Annotated in this window: 19 protein-coding genes; 9 read left to right on the plus strand and 10 right to left on the minus strand. The window is 70.1% G+C overall.

Annotation, left to right across the window (positions count from 1 at the left end; translation table 11 throughout):
• Complete coding sequence (locus G5C51_RS02370) at positions 1-1,470, minus strand: ABC transporter substrate-binding protein (protein WP_165230691.1); 1,470 nt, start codon at positions 1,468-1,470, stop codon at positions 1-3.
• Positions 1,467-2,984, minus strand: coding sequence for a sulfatase-like hydrolase/transferase (locus G5C51_RS02375; protein ID WP_165230694.1), 1,518 nt, complete (start codon positions 2,982-2,984; stop codon positions 1,467-1,469). The genes G5C51_RS02370 and G5C51_RS02375 overlap by 4 nt, the downstream gene beginning before the upstream one ends.
• Positions 2,985-3,080: 96 nt before the next feature.
• Here G5C51_RS02375 and G5C51_RS02380 point away from each other — a divergent pair, with 96 nt between their 5' ends.
• A complete protein-coding gene (locus tag G5C51_RS02380) occupies positions 3,081-4,499 on the plus strand; it encodes a sulfatase family protein (RefSeq protein WP_165230697.1) in 1,419 nt (472 codons plus the stop codon).
• Position 4,500: 1 nt separating this feature from the next.
• Here G5C51_RS02380 and G5C51_RS02385 read toward each other — a convergent pair whose 3' ends face one another.
• The 6 genes from G5C51_RS02385 to G5C51_RS02410 are packed head-to-tail and all read right to left on the minus strand — an operon-like array spanning position 4,501 to position 12,752.
• On the minus strand, positions 4,501-5,973 hold the full coding sequence (locus tag G5C51_RS02385; RefSeq protein WP_165230700.1) for an ABC transporter substrate-binding protein: 1,473 nt from the start codon (positions 5,971-5,973) through the stop codon (positions 4,501-4,503).
• Positions 5,974-5,975: 2 nt separating this feature from the next.
• Positions 5,976-7,457: a sulfatase-like hydrolase/transferase gene (locus G5C51_RS02390; RefSeq protein ID WP_165230702.1), complete on the minus strand. Its 1,482-nt coding sequence runs from the start codon at positions 7,455-7,457 to the stop codon at positions 5,976-5,978.
• Positions 7,454-9,340 carry a sugar-binding domain-containing protein gene (locus tag G5C51_RS43930; RefSeq protein WP_165230705.1) on the minus strand — a complete coding sequence of 629 codons (1,887 nt, stop codon included), beginning with the start codon at positions 9,338-9,340 and terminating at the stop codon, positions 7,454-7,456. Before G5C51_RS43930 ends, G5C51_RS02390 begins: the two co-directional genes overlap by 4 nt.
• A gap of 57 nt (positions 9,341-9,397) precedes the next feature.
• Positions 9,398-10,861, minus strand: a complete 1,464-nt coding sequence (locus G5C51_RS02400) for a sulfatase-like hydrolase/transferase (protein ID WP_206313322.1) — start codon at positions 10,859-10,861, stop codon at positions 9,398-9,400.
• Complete coding sequence (locus tag G5C51_RS42780) at positions 10,858-11,790, minus strand: ABC transporter permease subunit (RefSeq protein WP_206313323.1); 933 nt, start codon at positions 11,788-11,790, stop codon at positions 10,858-10,860. The genes G5C51_RS02400 and G5C51_RS42780 overlap by 4 nt, the downstream gene beginning before the upstream one ends.
• Positions 11,787-12,752, minus strand: a complete 966-nt coding sequence (locus tag G5C51_RS02410; protein WP_165230708.1) for a carbohydrate ABC transporter permease — start codon at positions 12,750-12,752, stop codon at positions 11,787-11,789. The genes G5C51_RS42780 and G5C51_RS02410 overlap by 4 nt, the downstream gene beginning before the upstream one ends.
• Positions 12,753-12,907: 155 nt before the next feature.
• On the opposite strand from G5C51_RS02410, the gene G5C51_RS43935 reads away from it, so the two are divergent.
• The gene (locus G5C51_RS43935; protein WP_206313324.1) at positions 12,908-14,575 is read left to right on the plus strand and encodes an alpha-L-arabinofuranosidase C-terminal domain-containing protein; all 1,668 of its coding nucleotides are present in this window, start codon (positions 12,908-12,910) and stop codon (positions 14,573-14,575) included.
• 64 nt (positions 14,576-14,639) lie between these two features.
• Here the strand turns inward: G5C51_RS43935 and G5C51_RS02420 are convergent, their stop codons facing one another.
• The gene (locus tag G5C51_RS02420; RefSeq protein WP_165230711.1) at positions 14,640-15,074 is read right to left on the minus strand and encodes an Rrf2 family transcriptional regulator; all 435 of its coding nucleotides are present in this window, start codon (positions 15,072-15,074) and stop codon (positions 14,640-14,642) included.
• 122 nt (positions 15,075-15,196) lie between these two features.
• On the opposite strand from G5C51_RS02420, the gene G5C51_RS02425 reads away from it, so the two are divergent.
• The 3 genes from G5C51_RS02425 (at position 15,197) to G5C51_RS02435 (ending at position 17,620) form a co-directional block, all read left to right on the plus strand.
• On the plus strand, positions 15,197-15,952 hold the full coding sequence (locus tag G5C51_RS02425) for an SDR family NAD(P)-dependent oxidoreductase (protein ID WP_165230714.1): 756 nt from the start codon (positions 15,197-15,199) through the stop codon (positions 15,950-15,952).
• Between the two features lie 282 nt (positions 15,953-16,234).
• A complete protein-coding gene (locus G5C51_RS02430; RefSeq protein WP_338117983.1) occupies positions 16,235-17,200 on the plus strand; it encodes a DUF3500 domain-containing protein in 966 nt (321 codons plus the stop codon).
• A 42-nt stretch (positions 17,201-17,242) separates the two neighbouring features.
• The gene (locus G5C51_RS02435; protein WP_165230717.1) at positions 17,243-17,620 is read left to right on the plus strand and encodes a nuclear transport factor 2 family protein; all 378 of its coding nucleotides are present in this window, start codon (positions 17,243-17,245) and stop codon (positions 17,618-17,620) included.
• Positions 17,621-17,661: 41 nt separating this feature from the next.
• Here G5C51_RS02435 and G5C51_RS02440 read toward each other — a convergent pair whose 3' ends face one another.
• Positions 17,662-18,579, minus strand: coding sequence for a LysR substrate-binding domain-containing protein (locus G5C51_RS02440; RefSeq protein WP_206313325.1), 918 nt, complete (start codon positions 18,577-18,579; stop codon positions 17,662-17,664).
• 104 nt (positions 18,580-18,683) lie between these two features.
• Here G5C51_RS02440 and G5C51_RS02445 point away from each other — a divergent pair, with 104 nt between their 5' ends.
• From G5C51_RS02445 to G5C51_RS02460, 4 genes are all read left to right on the plus strand, one after another.
• Positions 18,684-19,568 carry a polysaccharide deacetylase family protein gene (locus G5C51_RS02445; RefSeq protein WP_165230723.1) on the plus strand — a complete coding sequence of 295 codons (885 nt, stop codon included), beginning with the start codon at positions 18,684-18,686 and terminating at the stop codon, positions 19,566-19,568.
• Positions 19,565-20,986, plus strand: a complete 1,422-nt coding sequence (locus tag G5C51_RS02450) for an MFS transporter (RefSeq protein ID WP_165230726.1) — start codon at positions 19,565-19,567, stop codon at positions 20,984-20,986. Before G5C51_RS02445 ends, G5C51_RS02450 begins: the two co-directional genes overlap by 4 nt.
• A gap of 14 nt (positions 20,987-21,000) precedes the next feature.
• A complete protein-coding gene (locus G5C51_RS02455; protein ID WP_240929324.1) occupies positions 21,001-21,687 on the plus strand; it encodes an SGNH/GDSL hydrolase family protein in 687 nt (228 codons plus the stop codon).
• Positions 21,688-21,837: 150 nt separating this feature from the next.
• Positions 21,838-22,983, plus strand: coding sequence for a PP2C family protein-serine/threonine phosphatase (locus G5C51_RS02460; RefSeq protein WP_165230732.1), 1,146 nt, complete (start codon positions 21,838-21,840; stop codon positions 22,981-22,983).
• The last annotated feature ends 33 nt before the right edge of the window (positions 22,984-23,016 follow it).

Here is a 23,016-nt window from a genome sequence, read left to right on the forward strand (position 1 = left end):
CTACGCCTTCTCGTACATGTCCGCCGTGTAGTCCTTCCTCGGCTCCCAGTTGGGGAAGGCCCAGTCCTCGAGGTCCACCTTCGCGCCCTTCTTCTTCGCGGCGGCCAGCGCCTGCTCGCGGTTCTTCTCGCTGCGGTCGCTCAGCTTCTTGAGCTCGCCGCGCACGGAGGTCAGGTCGCCGCTGAACAGTCCCTGCACGACCTCCCCCAGCTGCGGCTGCATCTCCTTCTGCTCCGCCTGCACCATGGCCACGTCCGGGTTGCGCTTGGCGGGCGCAGGGGCCTTGAAGACCGCGTCCTGGAAGAGCCCGACGACCTTCTTGTATGCCGGGTGCACGTCGGCCTTGTCGATCGCGGAGAGGTCGAGCGGCGGCTGGTCCATCTTGGCCGCGAGCTTCACGTAGTGCTCCGGCATGGTGAAGTACTCGAGCAGCTTGCTCGCGTCCCGTACCCGCTTCGAATGCCCCGAGATGTAGAAGACACCCTCCTGCGGTGGCCGGTAGGCCGTCACCGGCTTGCCCTTGTCGGGCACCAGCATCGGTCCGACGCCCAGCTTGCCGGTGAACTGCTTCAGGTCCCGCGTCACGACGCCGGCGCACCACGGCCCGTCGAAGTAGTAGGCGGCGCTGCCGGCCGCCCAGCGTGCCCGCGCATCCTTGTCGACGAACGACTCGGTGCCGGGCACCAGAAGCTTGTCCTTCTTCAGCGACAGCCAGAACTCCACGGCGTGGACGTACGCATCGTCGTGGTAGGCGAACTCCCCTGTCCGGTAGCGGATGCCGTCGAGGTTGTGCCCCTCGAAGCCGCCTGCCTGGGCCATGAACCCGATCTGCTCGCGAAGCCGCGGCGGCTGGCCGAGGGCGAGCATCCAGGCATACGCGTCTCCGCCGCCCTTGGTCCGCACGGCCAGGGCAGCCTTCCGGAACTCGTCGTACGTCTCGGGCGGGCTGTCCGGATCGAGGCCCGCCTGTTCCACGAGCTCCTTGTTGAACCAGGTGGCCGCCCAGTATTGACGCAGGTCGAACAGCGGGAAGCTGTACACCTTCCCGTCGATGACGTTGACTCCGTCGACGAACTCTTCCTTGGGCAGCCGGGCGCGCGCCTTGTCGCTCAGCTCCATCGGCTGGTACCAGCCGGCCTTGATCAGCGCCTGCAGCGGCTGCTGCAACCCGGCGTTGGTGTGCACATCCGGCAGCTGCTTGCTCTGCCGGGCCAGCTGCAGCGCCTGCCCCATCTTGCCGGTCTGCTGCGGCGTGTACTCCACCGGTATCCCGGTGTCCTTCTGGTACTGGGCGAAGACCTCCTTGTGCAGGTCCTGCAGCGGGTTGAAGTGGTCCCACCACTTCAGCGTGTTCCCGCCGCCGGCGGAGTTCTTGCCGGAGCCCGGTGCCGTATTGCACGCTCCCAGCGCGGTGGCCGCTCCCGCGGCTCCGATGGCGCTGAGCAGGGTGCGGCGGCTCAGTGCGGTCATTGCTCCTCCAGCTGATAGGCCTTGTCAGGGGTGAGGCCGGCGGCGACTGTCCCGAAGACGTCGGCGACCTCCTCGGCGAGCAGCCGGCGCAGCTCGGCGCGGTGCGCCGCGTACTGCGGGCCGGCGGCGCGGTTGTGCTGCTCGTGGGGGTCGTCGGTGTGGTCGTAGAGCTCGTCGATGTCGCGCGAGCGGTAGATGTAGCGGAGCTGCGGGGTGCGGATGGAGAGGTTGAGGGCGTCCGTGGCGGGGTCCCAGGTGGCCGGATCCACGTACTGGCCCGCGGCGTCGGCCGACATCCCGTACAGCACGGACTCCGACGTCACATGCGCCCGCGTGGCGCGGGCGTGTGGGGCGCCCACCATGGCCGCCGCGGAGATCCCGTCGTCCGCTTCGTCCCAGGGCACCCCCGCCAGCTCGGCGAGGGTGGCGGCCACGTCCACGACGGAGACGGGATTGCTCGTACGGACGCCGCCGCCGGTCGCGTCCGGGTGGCGGATGAGCAGGGGGACGCGCAGCGCCTCCTCGTAGTGGAGGAGGTGTCCCTTCTCCATGAGGCCGTGGGCGCCCATCATGTCGCCGTGGTCGGAGGTGAAGACGACGATGGTGTGGTCCAGGTCGCCCGACCGGCGCAGGTGCTCGAGGACCGTCCCCACCTGCGTATCGATGAGGGCGCACAGGCCGAGATAGTGGGCGATGAGCTCGGTCCAGCCGTGCTCGTCGAGCCCGGCGTAGCGGTGCGCGAACCCCGAGTCGGCGACCTCGCGCGGCTTGCCGGCGCCGGCTGTCCCCAGGCCGGCGGGCAGCCGGATGCGTTCGCGGTCGATGATCCGGTCGTACGGCTCGGGCACGATCATCGGGAAGTGCGGGGCGTTGTACGAGCAGACCGCCAGCCAGGGTTGGTCGTCGGGCCGCCGGTCGAGGGCTCGTAAGAACTCGCCGGTCTGCCAGGGCTCGAGGAAGTGCTCGTACGGGATGCGTGCCGTGCCGCGGTGCGGGGTCTGGCGAAGGGCGTGTGCGTCGGCCGCGGTGAGGTTCTCGATGTGGTCGTCCAGCAGGTCGTAGCCGAGGCCGGAGGCGTGGGCGCGGTACGGCTCGATGTAGCGGCCGCGGTCCTTGCCGTTCAGCACGGCCGGGATCGCGGCGGTGTCCGCGAAGCCCATGCGCTGCGGGGTGGTGCCCGGGACATGCCACTTGCCGCAGTAGAGCGTGTGGTAGCCGGCGGCTCGGAAGGCCTGGGCGAGTCCCCCGTCGGCGAGGTCGGGGCGGATGGCGCGCCAGTTGCCGAGGACGTGGTGGTGCCGTGGCATGCGGCCGGTCCACAGGCTGGTGCGGGACGGGCAGCACAGCGGGAAGGGCGTGTAGCAGGCGTCGAAGGACGTGGACTCCTGCGCGAGAGCGTCCAGATGAGAGGTGCGGGCGGCGGGATTTCCGGCGTGGCCGAGGGTGTCCCAGCGCTGCTCGTCGCTCATCAGAATCAGCACATTCGGGCGGGTGCGCGGCGCTGCAGCCGTCATGCAACTCCTCAGGCAGGAGGTGTTTACAGCGATGTGTACAACGTAATAGAACCGGTGGCAAGGCCAACTGCACACACGAGCCCAGGAGGTGGCGGGATGCCCGGGAAGCGGCCCGCGGTGTTGTTGATCACGGCGGATCAGCTCCGGCGGGACGCGCTGGGCTGTTACGGGGGCCGGGCGGTGGCGACGCCGCATCTGGACCGGCTGGCGGGGGAGGGGACGGTCTTCGACCGGGCGTACACGGCGAGTCCGTGGTGCCTGCCGAGCCGCAGCTCGCTGCTCACGGGCCGCTACCCGCGCAACCACCGGGCGTACAGCAACTTCCGGGAGGAGGCGTGGCTTTCGCCCGACCTGCCGAATCTGTACCGAGGGTTCGGCGAGGCGGGATACGAGGTGGGGCACGTCGGCAAGTGCCACTTCGCGCCCGTGCCGTACGACAGCACGCGACCGGATGCCACCCTCCCGTACGACGACTTCCACGAGCACTACCGCAAGCTCGGCATCGATCACTTGGCGCTCCAGGACGACAAGCAGGTCTCGGTCTGGTTCCGCGACGACTACGCACGCGAGCTGGAGGCGGCCGGGCACCTGGCGGCGTACCGGGAAGCGGTCTGGAACCGCGAGGCGCGAAAGGTCTTCACCTTTCCGGGCCCGGCGGAGTGGCACCCGGACAGCTGGGTGGGACGGAAGGCGGTGGAGTGGATCGCGGAGGCGGACGACACCGACGATCGTCCCTTGTTCGGGTGGATCTCCTTCAGCGGGCCGCATTTCCCGTTCGATCCGCCGGCGGAGTATCTGGAGCGGGTGGACGAGGCCGAGTTGGGCGAGCCGCGGATCGACCCCGAGGAGTGGACCGACCCCTCCCGCCTGCACTACCGCAGCTTCCACGGCCCGTCCGGTGGCAGGGTTGAAGGCGGCGGCGACCGGCACAACGAGCCCGAGTACTGGCGGCGGCTGCGCAAGCATTACGCGGCGAACGTGGCCCTGATCGACGACCAGCTCGGCCGCATCCTGGCGGCGGCCGAGCAGCGCTTCGGCGATGACCTGGTCGTGATCTTCACCTGCGACCACGGCGAGATGCTCGGCAATCACGGCTTCTGGGGCAAGAACCGCTGCTATTACGACGACGTGCTGCGGGTGCCGCTGATCGTCCGCCGCCCGGGCGGCGCAGGCGCCGGTGAGCGGAGCGACCGCCTGACCAGCCTCGTCGACGTCTACCCGACGCTGCTGGGCGCGGCAGAGCTGCCGCCGGACGCGGACTGCGACGGCCGCCCCATGGACGACACCGGCCACCCGCATGTCTTCGCCGAAGGCGAGGGCTTCTCCACGGTGACGGACGGCCGCCACAAGCTCGCCATCGCACACGCGGAAGGCGTCACGTACACCGAGCTGCACGACACGGCCTCCGACCCCGGCGAGGTCCACAACCTCGCCGGACTGCCGGAGGCCGCGGCCGTACAACGCGACCTCCAGGCCGCGACCCTCGACGCCCTGCTCCGCACCACGCTTCCGTGAGCTAGGCCTTCTTGTACATGTCCGCCGTGTAGTCCTTCCCGGGCTCCCAGTCCGGGAAGGCGAAGTCGTCCAGCTCCACCTTGGCGCCCTTCTTCTTCGCCTTGGCGAGGCACTTCTCGCGGTTCTTCGAGGCCCGGTCGCTGAGGCTCTTGAGCTCCTTGCGCGGGTTCGAGAGGTCGCCGCTGAAGAGGCCCTGGATGACCTGGCCCAGGTCCGGGTCGATGCCGCCGTCCTGGGCCCAGACCTTGTCGATCTCGGGGTTCTTCCGCATCGGCATGGGGGCGTAGAACGCCTGCTCCTGGAACCAGCCCACGAGCTTCTTCCAGGCCGGGTGCACGTCCGCCTTGTCGATCGCGGAGATGTCGAGGGGCGGCTGGGCCATCCCGTTGGCGATGTCGACGTAGTACTGCTGCGTGGTCAGGCCGGCGAGCAGCACGTTGGCGTCATCGGCCTTCTGGGTCTGCTTGTTCAGCCAGTACATGCCGCCCTGCACCGGCCGGTGGACCTGGACCGGCATGCCGGTCTCCGGCACCAGCAGCGGAGCGACGTCGAGCTTCTCCAGGAATTGCGGGGCGTCGCCCGACAGCGTGCCCGGGCACCAAGGGCCGTCGATGAAGAAGCCCGCCGCGCCGGCCGCCCACTTCACCCGGCCGGTGTTGTCGTCGAGCGTGGACGAGCCCGGGAAGAGCAGGCCGTCCTTCTTCAGCGAGAGCAGGAACTCGAGCGCATCCACGTAGGCGTCGTGGTGGTAGGTGATCTCACCCGTCCTGAAGAGCGTCCCGCCCTGCGACCCGCTGCCGTGACTGCCGGGGAAGCCCGCACCCTGGGCCAGGTAGCCCATGTGCTCGACCAGGCGGTCCGGCTGGTTCAGATTGAAGATCCAGCCGTACGTGTCACCGCCCTCGGATTTCTGGATCTTACGGGCCGCGGTGCGGAAGCTGTCGTACGTCGTCGGCGGCTCCGCGCCCGCCTTCTCGAGCATGTCCTTGTTGTACCAAGTGGCCGTCCAGTACTGCCGGTCGTTGAAGAACGGCACCGTGTACGGCTTGCCGCCGAAGACGTGCACGCCGTCCACCAGCGCGCCCTTCGGCAGCCGGGCGAGTGCCTCCTCACCGATGTCCCACGGCCGGAACCAGCCGTCCGCGATGAGCTTGCTCGTCGGCGTCTTGCCGAGGCCGGCGAGAGAGTGAACGTCAGGCCGCTGATTGCTCTGCTTGGCGAGCTGCAGCGCCTGCCCCATCTTCGCGGTCTGGTGCTGGGTGTACTCGACCGCACGGCCGGTCTTCTTCTGGAAGGCCTTGAAGTTGCGCTTGTTGGCGGCCTGGAGATTGGGTGTGTGATCCCACCAGGTCAGCGGGCCGTTCTTGCTCTGCGTCGCCTTGCCTCCTGGCGCTGTGTTGCACGCCGCCAGCATGGCGGCGGCGCCTATCGCGCCGGTGGCCGCGAAGAACTCGCGGCGGGTCGGTCCTGTCATGATCAGTTCCTCCGAGACGTCCGGTGCCAGTTGTGCCGGGGGAGGTTGGGGTCGTAGTTCCCGCGCGGCAGGTCGTCGGTGAGGCGGAGCGACCAGCGCTGCAGGCGCGCCTGCAGCGCGGCTTTGACGTGCCCCAGCCCGGGGTCGTCCCAGCGGTCGGCCAGCTCCATCGGGTCGGCGTCCACGTCGTACAGCTCGCCGGTGCCGTCGACGTGCGCGTACAGCTTGTAGCGGTCGTGCCGCAGCATCCGCGACGAGCCGCTCTGCGTGACGGTGTTGAGCTCGTCGTACGTGCTGCCCTCGTACGGGAAGTGCAGCTCGGGGCGGGCGTCCTCCGGATACGGCAGGCCGCCGTAGCCCCGCTCCGCGCACACGTCGGCGAACTCCTCCGCCGGATAGTCGCCGCCGGTGAGCATCGGCCACAGGCTGCGGCCCTGCACCCCCAGCGGGACGGGCCGGCCGACGGCCTCGCACAGCGTCGGGAAGAGATCGGCGAGGGAGACGAAGTCGCGTGCGTTGTCGCGCCGGTCGATGCCGGGGCCGTGCACCACCATCGGGATGCGCACCAGCGCCTCCGGCATGCCGGCGCCCTTGCGCTGCAGGCCGTAGTCGCCGACGTAGTCCCCGTGGTCGGTGAGGAAGATCAGCACGGTGTTGTCCCACTCGCCCTGGTCCTCGAGGTGGTCTACGAGGCGGCGCAGCTGGTCGTCGATCAGGCGCAGCATGCCGCAGTACGTGGCCCGGTAGCGGCGCCACATCGCGTCGTATCCCGGGCGCTTCTCCTCGACCAGATCGCGCAGCCACTTGTACGCGCCGCCCTTGGCCTCCGCCGCCTCGGGCCCGCAGGCGCGCTCCGGGACCTCGTCCTCACCGAAGAGCGAGAAGTACGGCTCCGGCGCCTGGTAGGGGTTGTGCGGTTCGGGCAGCGACAGCCAGGAGAAGAAGGGCCGGTCCCGGTCCCGCGCGTCGAGCTGCGCGATCGCGTCCGACACGATCCGGTGCGGGAACTGGCACTCCAGCGGGAACGGGGTCGGCTCCGTCGTCGGGCCGTGGTCGATGGACTTCAGCCACTCCGCGAAGGCCCGCTGCTGGTCGGTCCCGTCCGGACCGTTCACATGCCAGTACGGGCCGGAGAAGGCGTCGAAGTCCTCCTTGCCGCGGTACATGTGCGTCTTGCCGGCGAAGAACGTCTGGTAGCCGGCGTCGCCCAGCACATCCAGCAGGTCCTCGCCGCGGATCACCGCCTCCGGCGTGGAGTTCTGCCGCACCCGGTGCGCGGACGGCCAGCGGCCGGTGAGCAGGCTGGTGCGGGCCGGGACGCAGGCCGGGGCCGTGGTGTACGCGCGGCGCAGCCGCGTCCCCGCCGCGGCCAGCGAGTCGAGGAACGGCATCGTGTCCAGGCCGAAGCCCTCGCCCTTGGTGAAGCCGGCGCGGTGCTGGTCCGTCATCACCAGCACGATGTTCGGCGCGGCCGGGGCCGTCACGGGGCACCTGCGTCGCCGGCCGCGCGCGCGGCCGTCCGGCGGTGCGCGTCCACCGCCTCCGAGGGCAGCGCCCGGCTGGGCCGGGCCACGATCGCGCGGATCTCCTCTGGCGGCAGCTTCGGGCGGCGGTCCTCGGTCAGCAGGCCGTTCTTCTCCTGCCGGGTGTCGGTGAGCTGGGTGTAACAGAAGCCGGACACCCCGGGCGCGTCCAGGATCGCGCCGACCAGCGCGCCGAACTGCTCCCGCAGCTCCTCGGGGGTGCCGACGGTGCCGTAGCCGAACCACTTCTGGCCGGCCTCCGGCAGATACGACAGACCGCCGAACTCGGTGATCACCACCGGCTGTCCGTTCCGCTCCGTGGCCTCCAGGTGCACCTTCCAGCGGCCGGGCCCGGCGCCGTGCAGCGTCTCGGCGAGCGCGGCGGCGTCGCCGTACCGGCGGGTGAGGCTGGCCGGGTCCGGGGTGTAGTCGTGTACGCCCCAGATGTCGCTGACGGCGTGCTCCCAGCCCTCGTTGGAGAGCGCCGGGCGGGTCGGGTCGAGCGCCTTCGTGAGGTGGTAGAGCGCGGAGAGGTAGGCGCGCTGCTGTGCGGATGCCGTGAGCTGCGGTGTGCCCCAGCTCTCGTTCAGCGGCACCCAGGTGACGATGCAGGGGTGGCTGTGGTCGCGCCGCATGAGCGCCTGCCACTCCGTGGTCAGCCGGGTCACCGCCCGCTCGGAGAACTCGAAGGCGTTCGCCATCTCGCCCCACACCAGCAGCCCGAGCCGGTCGCACCAGTACAGGAACCGGGGGTCCTCGGCCTTCTGGTGGATGCGCGCGCCGGTGAAGCCCAGCTCCTTGATCAGCTCCACCTCGCGGCGCAGCGCCTCCTCGCCGGGCGCCGCCAGATGCGACTCCGGCCAGAAGCCCTGCTCCAGGGCCATCCGCAGGTAGTACGGGCGGCCGTTGAGCAGGAAGAAGCCGTCGCGATAGCCGGTGCTGCGCAGCCCCACATAGCCGGTCACCCGGTCCGCGGGCGCACTCGGAATCTCCTCCAGCACCACCTCGGCGTCGATCAGAGTCGGGTCCTCCGGCGACCAGAGCAGTCCGGGGCGGTCCGGGCCGCCGAGCGCCGGTATGTCGACCGTCATCCGGACCGTGTCCCGGTCGACGCGGCCGGACCGCTCGGCGAGAACCTCGCCGTCGGGGCCGGTGAGGCGGACGCGCAGGGTGCGCGGCCCGTCCGGGTCGCGGCTCAGCTCCGCGTCCAGGACCACCGCTCCGGCCGCCAGGTCCGGGGTCCAGGCGAGCCGGGACAGGTGGACGGCGGGTACCCGCTCCAGCCAGACCGGCTGCCAGATGCCGGAGGTGCGGTCGTAGAAGACGGCGTGCGGCTCGGCCTTCCAGGTCTGCTTGCCGCGCGGCTGGGTCACGTCGCGCGGCCGGTCCTCGGCCCGTACGACAAGGGACTGCGCGTCCAGGGCCGGGTCGAGATCGTCGGTGATGTCGAGGGTGAACGGGCTCTGGCCGCCTTCGTGTTCGCCGCGGCGGCGGCCGTTCACCCACACGGTCGCCCGATAGTCGACGGCGCCGAAGTGCAGCAGCACCCGCTCGCCCGCCGCCGGGGCGGCCACCGGCACCGCGCGCTCGTACCACATCACCGGGTGGAAGCCCGGCTCGTGCACCCCGCTGAGCTTCGACTCCGGCGGGTACGGGACGACGATCGTGCGGTCGAACGGGTCGGGGCCGCCGGAGCCCACCTCGTACCAGCGCTGGTCCACGCCGCGGTCGTCGTCGTCGAAGGCGAAGCGCCAGGTTCCGCCGAGATCGGTCCAGTTGTCGCGCTGGAACTGCGGCCTGGGGTGGAGGGCGGTGGCGGGCGAGTGGGGGTGCGCGTCGGTCACGGTGTCCCTTCGGATACGGGGATACGGGGATGCGGTCGGGCGGGAGGGGGCGGCGCGTCACCAGTACGCGTCGCGCGGCTGCGTCCGGTCCTCGGTGGCGACGAGGACGTCCAGCAGCCGCTCCTGCATCGCGGCACGGAGCTGGGCGTGACGGGGGTCGCCCCACAGGTTGACCAGCTCCTGCGGATCCGCCCGCAGGTCGTACAGCTCGCCGGTGCGCGCCCGGCCGGTGGCCGGGTCGCCGTGGTGGACGACGAGCTTGAGGTTGCCGCGGCGCAGCATGGTGGTGTGCACGGGCGGGTCGTACGGGTGGCCGCTGTTGCGGTACTCGCACAGCGCCCAGTCCCGCCAGTCGGTGGCCGCGCCCGCGTCGCCGCGGGCCAGCGGCAGCAGGCTTTCGCCCTGGCCGCGGGGGAGCGGCGGCAGGCCGGCGGCGTCCAGGAGGGTGGCCGTCAGATCGATCCACTGCACCAGCTCGCGGCGGCGCACCCCCGCCGGCAGCGTGCCCGGCAGCCGCAGCAGAAGCGGAACCCGGACGGCGCAGTCGTACATCATCGGGCCCTTGAGCATCAGCTGGTGGTCGCCGAGCATCTCGCCGTGGTCGCTGGTGAAAACGACCAGGGTGGAGTCGGTCAGCCCTTCCTCATCGAGGGTGTCGAGGATGCGGCCGACCTCGTCGTCGACGAGCGTGACCATGGCGTAGTACGCGGCCTTGGTCTCCTGCAGTTCCTCGGGGGTGTACGCGACGTAGCCCTTGGCATGGCCCCCGTAGGACTCCTTCGAGGCGTCGGTGTAGATGGGCGGCTTGGACTTGAGCTCGTCCGGTGTGGTGACCGGCCGGGACAGGGTGTCGGGGTCGTAGCGCCGGACGTACTCCTCGGGGGCGCCGAAGCCGTGGTGCGGGTCGAAGAAGTTGGCGATGAAGCAGAACGGCTTGTCGTGCTCCCGGCCGGTGCGCAGGAACTCCACCGTCTCGTCGCCGATCCAGTGGCTGTAGTGCGCCTCGGTCGGCATCGAGTCGAAGTCGACGTCCGTGTCCTTGGCCGTCGCCGCCTCGTACAGGCCGGGATGGCGGGCGCGCAGCCAGCGGTGGTAGGCGTTCTCGGACGAGCCCGGATACGGGTCGTGGGCCCAGCGGAAGACCCGCAGGCCGTCGTCGAGGCGCGGTTCGGTGCGGCCGCCGAAGCAGGCCGCCAGGTGCAGTTTGCCGACCAGGCCGCAGTCGTAGCCGGCGTCCGCCAGCTCCCGGGTGAACAGGCGCTCGTGGTCGGGGAGTTGGACGCCGTTGGCCCAGAGGCCGTGGCTGTGCACGTAGCGGCCGGTCATCAGCGAGCCGCGGGACGGGCCGCAGACCGGGCTCTGCACGTAGGCGTTCTCGAAGAGCACGCCCTGGGCGGCGAGGCGGTCGAGGTGGGGGGTGTGGATCTCCGGGTTGCCGTAGGCCTGGACGGCGTCGAAGCGCTGCTGGTCGGTGCAGATCAGCAGGATGTTCGGCGCGGCCTGCGCGGGTTGGGGGGTCACGATTTCACCGCTCCCGCGATGCCGTCGATGAACTGGCGCTGCATGAGGATGAAGAGGACGACCACCGGCAGCAGCGAGATCGTCGCGGCCGCCGCCATGCCCGACCAGTCGGTGGAGTTCTCGCCGACGAACGCCGTCATGCCGACGCTGAGCGTGCGCAGCTCGGGCCGGGAGAACGTGAACACCAGCGGCAGGAAGTAGGCGTTCCAGGTCGCCAGGAAGGTGGTCAGCACGACCGTGGCGGTCACCGGGCGGGCCATGGGGAGCATGACCTTGAAGAAGATGGTGAAGAACCCGGCGCCGTCGAGGATCGCCGCCTCCTGCAGCTCCTTCGGGATGGACCGGAAGTAGCCGGCGTACAGCAGGATGCCGACCACGTGCGCGCTGCCGCTGAGCGCGACGACCATGCCGGTGAGGGAGTTGAGCAGGCCGAGCTTCATGGAGATGTCGACGACCGGGATGATCGTGTAGCCGGTCGGGGCGACCAGGGTGATCAGCAGGATCGCCATGATCAGCTTGCGGCCGCGGAAGGAGTAGCGGCCCAGGACATAGCCGGCCGTCGCGCAGCGCAGCACCACCAGGATGACCGTCGCGAAGGTGACGATCACCGTGTTGAGCATGTACTGGCCGAAGCCGGCGTCGTTCCAGGCGCGGCCGTAGTTCTCCCAGGCCGGGGAGTCGGGGATCAGGGAGAGGCCGGAGCCGAAGATCTCCAGCTGGGACTTCAGCGACGCGGCGACCATCCAGGCGAAGGGATAGACCCACAGCAGACAGCCGCCCGCCATCAGGAGCGCCGCGGTCCACCAGGGCAGCCGGCGGAGTATCCAGGGCCAGGTCCAGCGGTTGCTGCGGGCCTGGTCCGTACGGGCCCGTGGCCGCCGCAGCATGCCGGTGCGGGTGGCCTCGGTCGGTTCGCGGGTGATGGTCACTGTGCACCTCTGGCCTTCTGCGCCGCCCGGACGCCGAGGAGTTGGAGAGCGCCGACCACGCAGACGAAGAGCCCGAAGATCACGGCGGCCGCGGAGGCGAAGCCGAGCTGCGGGACGGTGGCGGCGAAGGCCCAGCGGTAGATGTAGATCTCCACGACTTCGGAGGAGTAGTAGGGCCCGCCGCCGGTCATCGTCTGCATCAGGTCGAAGACCTTCAGCGCGGACTCGAGCGACAGCAGCGTGATGATGATCAGGAAGGGCTTGAGCAGCGGCAGCGTGATGTGCCGCAGCAGCTGCCGGGGGCCGCAGCCGTCGATCCGCGCGGCCTCCAACACGTCGTCGGGGACGGTCTGCAGGGCGGCCAGCCAGTAGATCAGGGTGATCCCGAACCACTTCCAGATGTAGACCAGGCAGACGGTCCACAGCGAGGTCGAGGAGCCGCCGAGGAAGTTCACGCCCTCGGACAGGCCGAACTTGCGCAGGAGTTCATTCACCGGCCCGCTCGACGGGTCGAAGATGAACTGCATGACGACGCCGACGATCGCGGTCGTGGTGACCACGGGCAGGAAGAGCGCGGTGCGGAAGAGCGTGCGCATCGGCATCTTCGGGGAGTTCAGCATGATCGCCGCGAACAGGGTCAGGAAGACCTTGAGCGGCACCACCACGAGCATGAACAGCATCGTGATCTTGAACGAGTTCCAGAACAGCGGGTCGGCGAAGACCTCTTGGTAGTTGCGCAGCCCGACGAACTTCTTCTCGCCCTCGAAGCCGTTCCACTCGACGAGCGAGTACCAGTAGCTCGCGACGACCGGGTAAACGGTGTAAAGCCCGTACAGCACGATCGTCGGGGTGAGGAAGCCCCAGATCCACAGCGTGACGCGCGATCGCCCGCGGTCCCGGGGTGCCGCCTCGGCCTTGCCCGGCGGCGGGGCTTTCTGCCTGCTCAGTGACGCGATGCTCATGGGCGCGCTCCAGGGTTGTCTCGTCCTCGACGGCCGGCGCCGGGTCAACCACGCGGGAACACCACGGGGGTTGACGTCCACGGGCAGCAAGTATCACGTTGTCTACTACGTTGTACAAGCCTTGTGCAGCGGCCCCTAGGAGAGGCGGTCGGCGCGTGAGCCGGATCCCGGAAGCCCATCCCGTACAAGCCGTGATCGAGGTCGACACCCGGCATCCGGCCGGTCGTATCGAGCGCGACATCTACGGCCATTTCCTGGAGTCGGCGTTCTTCGGGAACATCGAGGGCGGGGTCTTCGACGACGGGTCTCCGCTGTCCGACGGCGGACCCGGGGTGCGGGCCGGCTTCCGCCAGGATGTGCTGGCCCTCTGCCGCGAGCTGGGCATTCCCAACGTCCGCTGGCCCGGCGGCAACTTCACCTCCCCGTACCACTGGGAGGACGGCATCGGCGACCGCGACGCCCGGCCGCGGCGGCTGGAGCTGGCCTGGGGGAGCGAGGAGTCGAACCGCTTCGGCACCGACGAATTCCTCGCCTGGTGCGCGGACGTGGGCGCGGAGCCGTTCCTGGTGCACGGCTGCCGCAGCGTGGACGACGCGGTGCGCTGGGTCGAGTACACCAACTACGCGGGCGACACCGCCTACACCCGCCGCCGCAAGGACAACGGCCACCCGGACCCGTACCGCGTGCGCTACTGGGGCGTCGGCAACGAGCCGTACGGCCCCTGGCAGATGGGCCACCGCCCGGCGGCCGAATACGCGGCGGCGGCGCGCGAGCACGCCCGCTTCATGCGCCTGGTCGACCCGGAGATCAAGCTCGTGGCCTGCGGCAGCCCCTGGCAGCAGGAGGAGTGGACGCGCCCGGTGCTGCAGCAGACGGGCCGGCTGATCGACTATCTCTCGCTGCATCTGTACGGGGCCGCCACGCACTCGTACACAGGGCGGCATGGTGACGATGACTACGAGGCGGTGGTCGCCCAGCCGGTCTATTTCGAGCAGCGGATCGAGGAGTACGCGCATCTCGTCGCCGAGCTGTCGGCGGAGGCCGGGCTGGAGCGGCCGCCGGCGCTGGCGCTGGATGAGTGGAACATCCGCCATCTGGAGCCGGCCGAGTGGCCAGAGCCGTGCCCCGGACCCGACGGTGGCACGGGCGTGCGCGAGCTGCCGGAGGGTGCGCCGGCGGATGGAGCGCGGGGGCTACGGGTCAACCGCTACAGTCCCCGAACCCTCGCTGACGCCCTGTTCTACGCGGGTGTCTTCCACACGCTGCATCGGTCCAGCGCGCTGCCGGCGCCGGTGACGATGGCCAACACGGTGAACCTGGTGAACGCGAACGGACTGATCGTCGCCCGGCCGAACGGAGCGGTGAAGTCTGCCTCGTATCACGTGTGGGACCTGTACCAGAACCACACCGGACCGGTGGCGCTGCCGACGACGGTCGAGGGCCCGGCCCGCACCGCCGCCGTCCGCCAGGGCGACAATCGCGGACCCGGCGGCGACTTCGCCACCCGGCTCGGCGTCGTGCCGCACCTCGATGCGAGCGCCATGCTGTCCGCCGACGGCCGCCGCCTCCACGTCGCGGTCGTCAACCGCCATCGCGATGCCGCGGTGTCGGCGCGGGTCGTCCGCGACGGCGACCCGGGCGGTCTCCCGGCGGTGGCCGAGGTCCGCGACCTGGGCGTGGAGGTGGACGACATGCTGGCCGCGAACAGCCTGAGCGACCCGGACCGGGTGGCGGTGCGCCACCGACGAGCGGTGGAGACGCCGGGCGGCTGCTATGCCTTCCCGGCCCACTCGGTCACGGTGCTCGCCTTCGATCTGGACTGATTCACGGGCGTTGTGCGGGGGTGTCGCGTGCGCGGGACCCCTCGCTCTCGAAGAGATCGAGCGGCTAGCGAGGTGCCGCGAGTACGTCCCGGAGTACGTTCTCGAGCGTGACGCGGGCCAGCTCGTGTCTCACGGTGTCCTCGATGCCCTCGTAGATGCTCTGCATTGCCGGCTGGATGCCGTGACCCACCACGCATCCCTGGTCCGGGGTGGTGCGGTGCATTGCGAACAGCGGGCCGGGTTCCACTGCCTCGTACACGTCGAGCAGGGTCATCGACTCCAGCTCGCGTGCCAGCGACCAGCCGGCGCCCACGCCCCGCCGGGACTCCACGAGCCCGGCCCTGCGCAGCTCGCCGAGCAGCCGTCTGATCACCACGGGGTTGGTGTTCGCGCTGGTCGCGATCTGCTCGGAGGTGGCGACCTCATGGCCCTGGCCCTGGTAGAGGCCGATCCAGGCCAGCGCGTGGGCGGCGATGGTCAGCCTGCTGTTGGCGCTCATGGGCTCCTCCTCTCGGCCACACGCTTCATGATACGGCAGTCGTAACAGTGAAGGTTGCAACCGGCTGTCGTAACAATTAACGTTGCGACTGTCGGAAAGGGTCAATCAACGAGGTGAGAAGAATGAGCAAGCCACTCACGGGCAAGGTCGCCCTGGTCACCGGGGGGTCGCGCGGACTGGGAGCCGCGACCGTACGGCTGCTGGCCGAGCAGGGCGCCGACGTCGCCTTCACCTACGTCAGCTCCGAAAAGCTGGCGCAGGCCGTCGTCGACGAGGTGCACGGCAAGGGAGCCAAGGCCGTCGCCTTCAAGTCCGACCAGGCGGACACGAGCCGGGCGCCGGCGCTGATCGACGACGTGGTCGCGCACTTCGGCGGCCTGGACATACTCGTCAACAACGCGGCGATCTCGGTGGAGCAGGGCCGCACGGTGGACGACCCGGACGCCGACACCGCCGCACTGGACCGGATGCACGCCACCAACTACCTCGGCGTGATCGCCGTCATCCGGGCCGCCTCCCGAGTGCTGCGCACGGGCGGCCGCATCATCACGGTGAGTTCCGGACTGGGCTCCCGGGTCGGCATCCCGGGCGTCGCCGACTACTCGGCGACCAAGTCAGGCGTCGAGAGGTACACCATGGGGGTCGCACGCGACCTCAGGCCCCGCGACATCACGGCCAACGTCGTGGAAGCCGGGCTGATGGACAGCGACATGCAACCGCCGGACCCCGACACCCTCAAGGCCCTGCTCAGCTCGCTGTCCCTGCAACGCATGGGACACCCCGACGAAATCGCCGCGGCGATCGCCTTCCTGGCGAGCCCCGCCGCGTCGTACGTCACGGGCGCGGTGCTGGACGCCCACGGCGGCTACAACGCCTGAACCCGAACCCCTGCCGCGTAGACGCGCCTCAAGAAGCCCGGATCGTGATCGTGTTACGAGCCCAAAGGCAGTCATGTCCACAACCCGATGGCTCGTCCTGGTGGCGGTGCGCCACGCCGGGCGGCTGCTACGCCTTTCCGGTCCACTCGGTCACGGTGCTCGTCTTTGATCTGAACTGAATCACGGTGCCTTCGCTGCCGGATGGCGCACTATGGATCACAGGGGGCGATACCGCCTCAGCACGTGCGTCGCCGCATCGGGCGGCGAGGTGGAGGAGGAACGGTGGACGGGTGGCAGACGAAGGTAGCCGAGCAGATGCGGGAGGCGGTGCATGCGCTGCTTTCCGTGCTGGAGCCCGAGCAGGTGCGTGAGTTGTGTGCGGGGCCCGCCCGGCTGGATGCGCCTGGGCTGCGGGAGTGGACGTATCTGCCGGGGCCGCGGCCCGGGTTGCCCACCGAGGGGCTCGGTAGTCGGCAGCGTGAGGCTGTTGATGCGCTGCTGGCCGCGGCGCACAGCGCGCCGGGGGCGGAGCTGGCGCGCGGGGCGATCGAGGTGGAGAGGCACCGTCGCGCCATGGCCGGTGGCACGGGGGGCGACCGGTACTGGGTGCGGCTTCTGGGCGACCCGGATGGCGACGGTCCCTGGGCGTGGCGGATGAACGGCCATCACCTCGCCGTCCATGTCGTGGTCACGGCGGCCGGGATTCGGGTGACGCCGCACTTCATCGGTGCGGAGCCGGCCCGTATCGCGGAGGGGCCGCAGGCCGGCCGCCGGCTGCTGGGGCCGGAGGAGGACCTGGCCCGGGAGCTGGTCACGGATCTGGACGCCGGGCGGCGGACGACGGCGGTCTTCGCCGCCGCGCCGCCGGACGACATCCTGACCCGCGCGGACCCCTTCGCCGATCCTGACCTGCTGCCGGCCGGCCTGCGATACGGCGACATGGCCCCCGGTCAGCAGCGGCTGCTCGAGCGCCTGGTGCGCCGCTACCTCGACCGCGCGCCTGAGGCGTACGCGGAGGAGTGCTGGTCCGACACCGTGGCGCGTGGCCTGGACGCCCTCTCCTTCGCCTGGGCCGGCGGCCTCGCACCCGGCGACCGGCACTACTACTGCGTCCGGGCTCCGGACTTCCTCATCGAGTACGACAACACCCAGGACAACGGCAACCACGCCCACTCGGTCTGGCGCCACCTCCGCCACGACTGGGGCGCCGATCTGCTCCGCGCGCACTACACGGAGCAGCACGGATAGAGCTGTGACGAGCGCACGCGCGACGGCTGATATTACTGGGGCATGCAGGAAGAGACGGCATGCTCCGCGATCGACACGTTCATCTCCGCGTTCAACGCCTCGGACGACAGTTATGTGACTGCCCTGCTCGCCCAGGCCCTGACCTCGGACGTGGTCTTCTGGGGGCCGTTGGGTCGCAGTGAGGGAATCGCGGCGGTCGAGCGGTTCGTGCTGGACATCCGGCACCACCCGGCGGGGACCGGCACGATGGTGCGCTGCTCAGCGGTGGACATGCCTGACGAGTGGGCCCGGTACCAGTGGGTCTTCACCACGCCGGATGGAGGCCCCCGCTTGGCGGGAACGGACGTCGTCCATCTGCGGCGGAGCCTCATCGACCAGGTCATCGTCTTTGCGGGAGAGATCGAGCCGTCCGCCTCCTGAGTCGTCCGACCACCAACCCGATCGCCGCCCGCCTTCGCGGGTCAGGCCGGATCGTGGTCTTCGGCCGCATGTCCTGGGGTGATCCGGCAAAGGGTTTCGCCGAACTTCCGCACCCGCGCGGTGTAGCCGTCGCACCGCCACATCAGGCCGTAGTCGAGAGGTGGTGCGTCGCGGAGCGGGACGTAGGTGAGGCTGGGGCGGGCGTAGTAGCGGGCGGCGCGCAGTGACGCGATGGAGACGCCCTGGCCGGAGGCGACGAGTGAGGGCACCTCCATCCAGTATCTGAAGGCGGGGCCCTGGGGGATGGGTCTGCCCTGCGGTGTCTTGCGGGGCCAGATGTAATCGGTCCAGTACGCCGGGCTGTCGCCGGTGACGGCGATCAGCGGGGCGTGGGCCAGGTCTTCCTGGCAGACCGATTCCTGCCGGGCGAAGGGATGGTCCGCGGGCACCATCAGAGCCCGGGGCTCGGAGAAGATCACCGGTCCGGCCACCAGGTCCGGCTCCTCCATCGGGAACTCGGTGAGCTGCAGGTCCAGCTCGCCGGCACGGAGCGGGCCGAACGTGTCGCAGAGCGGGACCTCCTGGATCTCGACCAGACAGCCGGGATGCGTGCGCCGGAAGGACTCCGCGGTCCTGAGCACCGCGTCACTCGCCCACGCCGAGGAGAAGCCCACGCGCAGCGTCCCGGTCACGCCCTTGCCCACCGCCAGCGCCTTCCCGACGGCCTCCTGGATCTGCTGGTGGGCCGGGGCCAGACCGTCGTACAGCTGCTGCCCGGCGGGGGTCAGGATGACCTTGCGGCTGGTACGGGTGAACAGCGGGACGCCCAGGCGGCGTTCGAGACGGCCGACGATCTGACTCACGCGCCCCTGGGCCAGCCCGAGCCGCTCGGTGGCGCGCCGGAAGTGCAGCTCCTCGGCCACGGCCAGGAACGCCTCGATCTCATGCCGCTCCAGCACCGGTGTCACCCCCGCCCCCGGAAACCGAACTGGTGAGCTTCGCGCACCGATCGTAGAGCAGATCGGTCTCGTTCCGGGAAGATCCCGTGCGCAGCATGTGAGGCATGCCGTCAGACAACGAGCTCTACGACTACAGCCCGATCACTGAGCGGGCGCCCTTCAGCTGGCCAGGCGACGCCCGGGTGGCGTTCTATGTGGGGCTGAACATCGAGCACTTCCGGCTCGGCACGCCCTCGACCAGCCTGAACGAGGCGACGGCCGCCCTCGTGCCGGACCCGCTGAACCACGGTTGGCGCGAATACGGCGTCCGGGTCGGCATCTGGCGGGTGATGCAGGCCCTGGACCGGCATGGCGTACGCGCCAGCGCGCTGCTCAACTCCGCTGTCTGCGAGCACTATCCGCAGATCATCGAGGCCGGCCTGGCCCGCGACTGGGCCTGGCTCGCGCACGGCCGCGACAACTCCACACTGCAGGCCGGGATGGCCGAGGACGACGAACGCGCCTACCTGACCGACGTCGTCGAGACGATCGAGAAGGCCACCGGGCGACGCCCGCGCGGCTGGCTCGGCCCGGCGCTCACCGAGACGTTCCGGACGCCCGCGCTGCTCGCCGAGCTCGGCCTCGAGTACGTGCTCGACTGGACCAACGACGACCAGCCGTACCCGCTGAACGTCCCCGGGATGCTGAGCGTGCCGTACTCGGTCGAGCTCAACGACCTCGGCCTGTTCACGATGCACGGCATGACAGGACCCGACTTCGTGCAGCTGGTAAAGGACCAGGTCGATCAGCTGTACGCCGACTCGGCGGTCAGCGGCCGGGTGCTGGCGCTGGCCCTGCATCCGTTCGTCATCGGCCAGCCGTTCCGGACCAAGTACCTCGAGCAGGCGCTGGATTACGTCACGAACCACCCCGGCGTGTGGTCGGCCACGAGCGACGAGATCGTCGAGCACTACCTCCGCATCAACTCTCACAGGAGACCCACCACATGACTGATACGGCGATCCCCGACGGGATCAAGCAGGGCCCCGGCGAAGTCTCGCCCCAGGCCGCCATCAGGACCACCGTGCTGCTGTGCGCGGCCGCCTTCATGACCATGCTGGACCTGTTCATCGTGAACGTGGCGTTCGAATCGATCGGCGAGACCTACTCCGGAGCCTCGCTGGCCGGGCTCAGCTGGGTGCTCAACGCCTACATCGTCGTATACGCCGCGTGCCTCATACCGGCGGGTAGCCTCTCCGACCGCTACGGACGTAAGCAGGGATTCCTGGTCGGTCTCGGCCTTTTCACGGTCGCCAGCATCGGCTGTGCGGCAGCACCCACCCTGGAGGTCCTGATCGTCTCCCGGGTCGCCCAAGCGGCCGGCGCGGCGATTCTGACCCCGGCAAGTCTCGGGCTGATCCTCAGCGTGCTGCCCGTGTCGCGACGTGCGGGCGCGGTGAAGATCTGGGCTACGAGTTCGTCCTTCGCGGGCGCGCTCGGGCCGGTGGTCGGAGGTCTGCTGGCCGAGAGTTCGTGGCGGTGGGCGTTCCTGCTCAACCTGCCCATCGGCGTGATCGCGTATCTGATGGCCGTACGACTGATCCCCAAGGGCGCGCCGGCCTCGCACACGCGGGTTCCCGACGCAGTGGGCGCGGTCGCCATTGCGGTCGCGATCGGCGCGCTGTCGCTGGGCCTGGTGCGGGCCGAGGACTGGGGATGGGGTTCGGCGCAGATGTTGTCGACCGCCGTGATCGTCGTGGGCGCCCTGGCGGTGCTGATCCACCGCGTCCGTACCCACCCGGCCCCGGTCGTGTCCCCGCGACTGTTCCGCGTGCCCAGCTTCACCGTCGCGAACGTCACGACCCTGATCTTCACCGGGGCCTTCGGCGCCGTCTTCCTGGGCGTGTCCCTGTGGCTCGAGACCGCCGCCGACTACGGCCCGCTACGAGCCGGACTGGCGCTGGTCCCCGGCCCGTTGGCCGTGCCGGTCTTCGCGACGCTCACGCAGCGCTGGGCCAAGAACGTGCCGCCCAGGTTCGTCGTCTCCGCCGGCCTCGCCATCTTCGCGCTCGGCTCGCTGCTCCTGGCCACCCAGGGCGGAGCGCACTACGCCACCGACATTCTCCCCGGCTGGATCGTCATCGGCGTGGGGATCGGCATCGCCATGCCCACCCTCATCGGCACTGCCACCGCCGACCTCGCCCCGGCGGAGGCCGCCACGGGCAGCGCGGTCGTCAACACGGCCCGCCAAGCGGGCTACGCCCTGGGCGTTGCCGGCCTGGTGGCGATCCTGGGCAGCCAGGACCGCCTGCACACCGGTGACACCTTCCAGAACGGCTGGATCTTCGTCACCGCGCTGGTCCTCGTCAGCGCGGCGACCGCACTCCGGATCCGCCCGCAGCAGAGCCACCGGACCGAGGACGAGTGAAGGAAGCGATGACCATGCAGCCGACGGTCCTGACCGAAGCCACCGATCCCGACGTCCTCTCGCCGAAGGCGGGCGCGAGAATCCTCGCGGCTGCCCCGTGGCGGCGATTCGGCGTCTTCGGCGACAGCCTTTCGCTCGGGGTCGGGGACGCGACACCGGGTTACGACCCCCTGGGATGGCCGGCGCGGGTGGAGCGCGCGCTGCGGCGAGTCCATCCCGACCTTGCCCATATCAATACGGCGCGGGTCGGCGTGACCACCGCGCAGGCACTCCAGGAGCAGGCGGAGCGGATCGACGAGTTCGGCCCGGATCTGTTGCACCTCAACAGCGGCGCGAACGACATCATGCGACGCAAGCCCGACTGGGAGCGGATCGAGGACGACCTGCGCGCGATGTACGCATGGGCCGCGAGGACGGGCGCTCAGCTGAGCGTATTCACCCTGGGCCGGGCCTTCGTTGTGCCGGCGTTCCCCGACTTCAGCGACCGCGTCGCGCGCCTCAATGACGTGACGCGCAGGCTGGCGGCGGAGTACGGCGCGGCCGTCGGCGACTGCTGGGCTCACCCATTGAACGACCGACCGAACCTGCTCAGCGAAGATCGAATCCACTTCGCCGCGACGGGACAGGCGATCATCGCGAGCGTGATGATCGAGGCGCTCGGAGCGCGCCTGCGCGAATCCGGACGCGAGGTCAGCCGCTAGCCCTTAGCGGAAGCGGGCGGGGGGCGGTGCCCGGACGGGGCGGATTCACCCGTACGAGTGAATGTGTGAACGGTTGAATTCTGCGTCGCGGTACTCTCCGCGCGCAGCAACGACCGGCCCCCGGATGCGTGGAGTACTGCTGTGGCCTTCATGCCGCCGACCACCATCCTGGTGGTGGATGACAACGAAGCCAACCGCTTCGCCGTCGGCGCCGTCCTGCGCCGCGACGGCCATCACGTGGTCGAGGCCGAGGACGGATCCGGCGCACTCCGGGCGCTGTCCGACCCGGCCCGGCTCCCGGACCTGGCCCTGCTGGACGTGCGACTGCCCGACATGAGCGGCTTCGACGTCTGCTCCCGGATCAAGTCGGTGCCGGCCACCGCCGACATCCCCGTCGTACACATCTCGGCCGCCGCCACCGAGCTCACCGACCACTGCCACGGTCTCAACGCGGGCGCCGACGCCTATCTGTTCTCGCCCGTCCTCCCCGAGCAACTGCTCGCCACCGTACGCGCCGCGCTGCGCCGCACCTGGGGCTCCCGGCAGGCCACGCTCCGCGCCACCGAGGCGATGCGCGCGTACGACGAGGAGCGTCGGCTCGCCCAGTTGCTGCAGCGCAGCCTGCTGCCCGGCTTCGAGACGCTGCCGCCGGTCGCCGGGCTTGAGCTGTCCGTCGGCTACCGGCCCCGATGCGACGTCGTGCAGATCGGCGGCGACTTCTATACGGCGGTGCAGACCGATGAGCGGGTGTGCGTCGCCATCGGGGACGTGGCCGGCCACTCCTGGACGGCCTCGCGCGTGATGGTCGACCTGTGGCACGCCGTGCGCGTCTACTCCCTCGAAGGCCACTCCCCGGACGAGATTCTGCGGCGCCTCGACCGGCTGCTGACCCGCCTGCACGACGGCTACACCGCCACCATGCTCATCGCGCACATCGACCCGGCCAGGGGTCGCATGGAATTGGCCAGCGCGGGCCACCTCCCGCCGCTGCTGTGCCGGGGGGAGGACGGGACGGCGGGCTACCTCGATGTCGAGGGTCCGCTGCTGGGGCTGGAGATGCACCGCCCAGAACCCACCGAGGCGAAGCTCGACGCGGGCGACAGGCTGCTGATGTTCACCGACGGACTGATCGAGCAGCGCGGCGTGGACCTCACCCACTCCATGGAGCGGCTCAGCCGCGCAGCCGCCCGTGCGGCCGACGGTGAACTCGACGCGATGCGGGACCGGCTGCTCAGCTCGTACGACACGCAGAGCAATGACGATGACGCCGCCGTCCTGCTGCTGCGCCTCGCCTGAACAGGCGGGCAGGGGCTGGCTGTCTCTTATACA

Source organism: Streptomyces coryli (assembly GCF_011044975.1).
Lineage (GTDB): Bacteria > Actinomycetota > Actinomycetes > Streptomycetales > Streptomycetaceae > Streptomyces > Streptomyces coryli.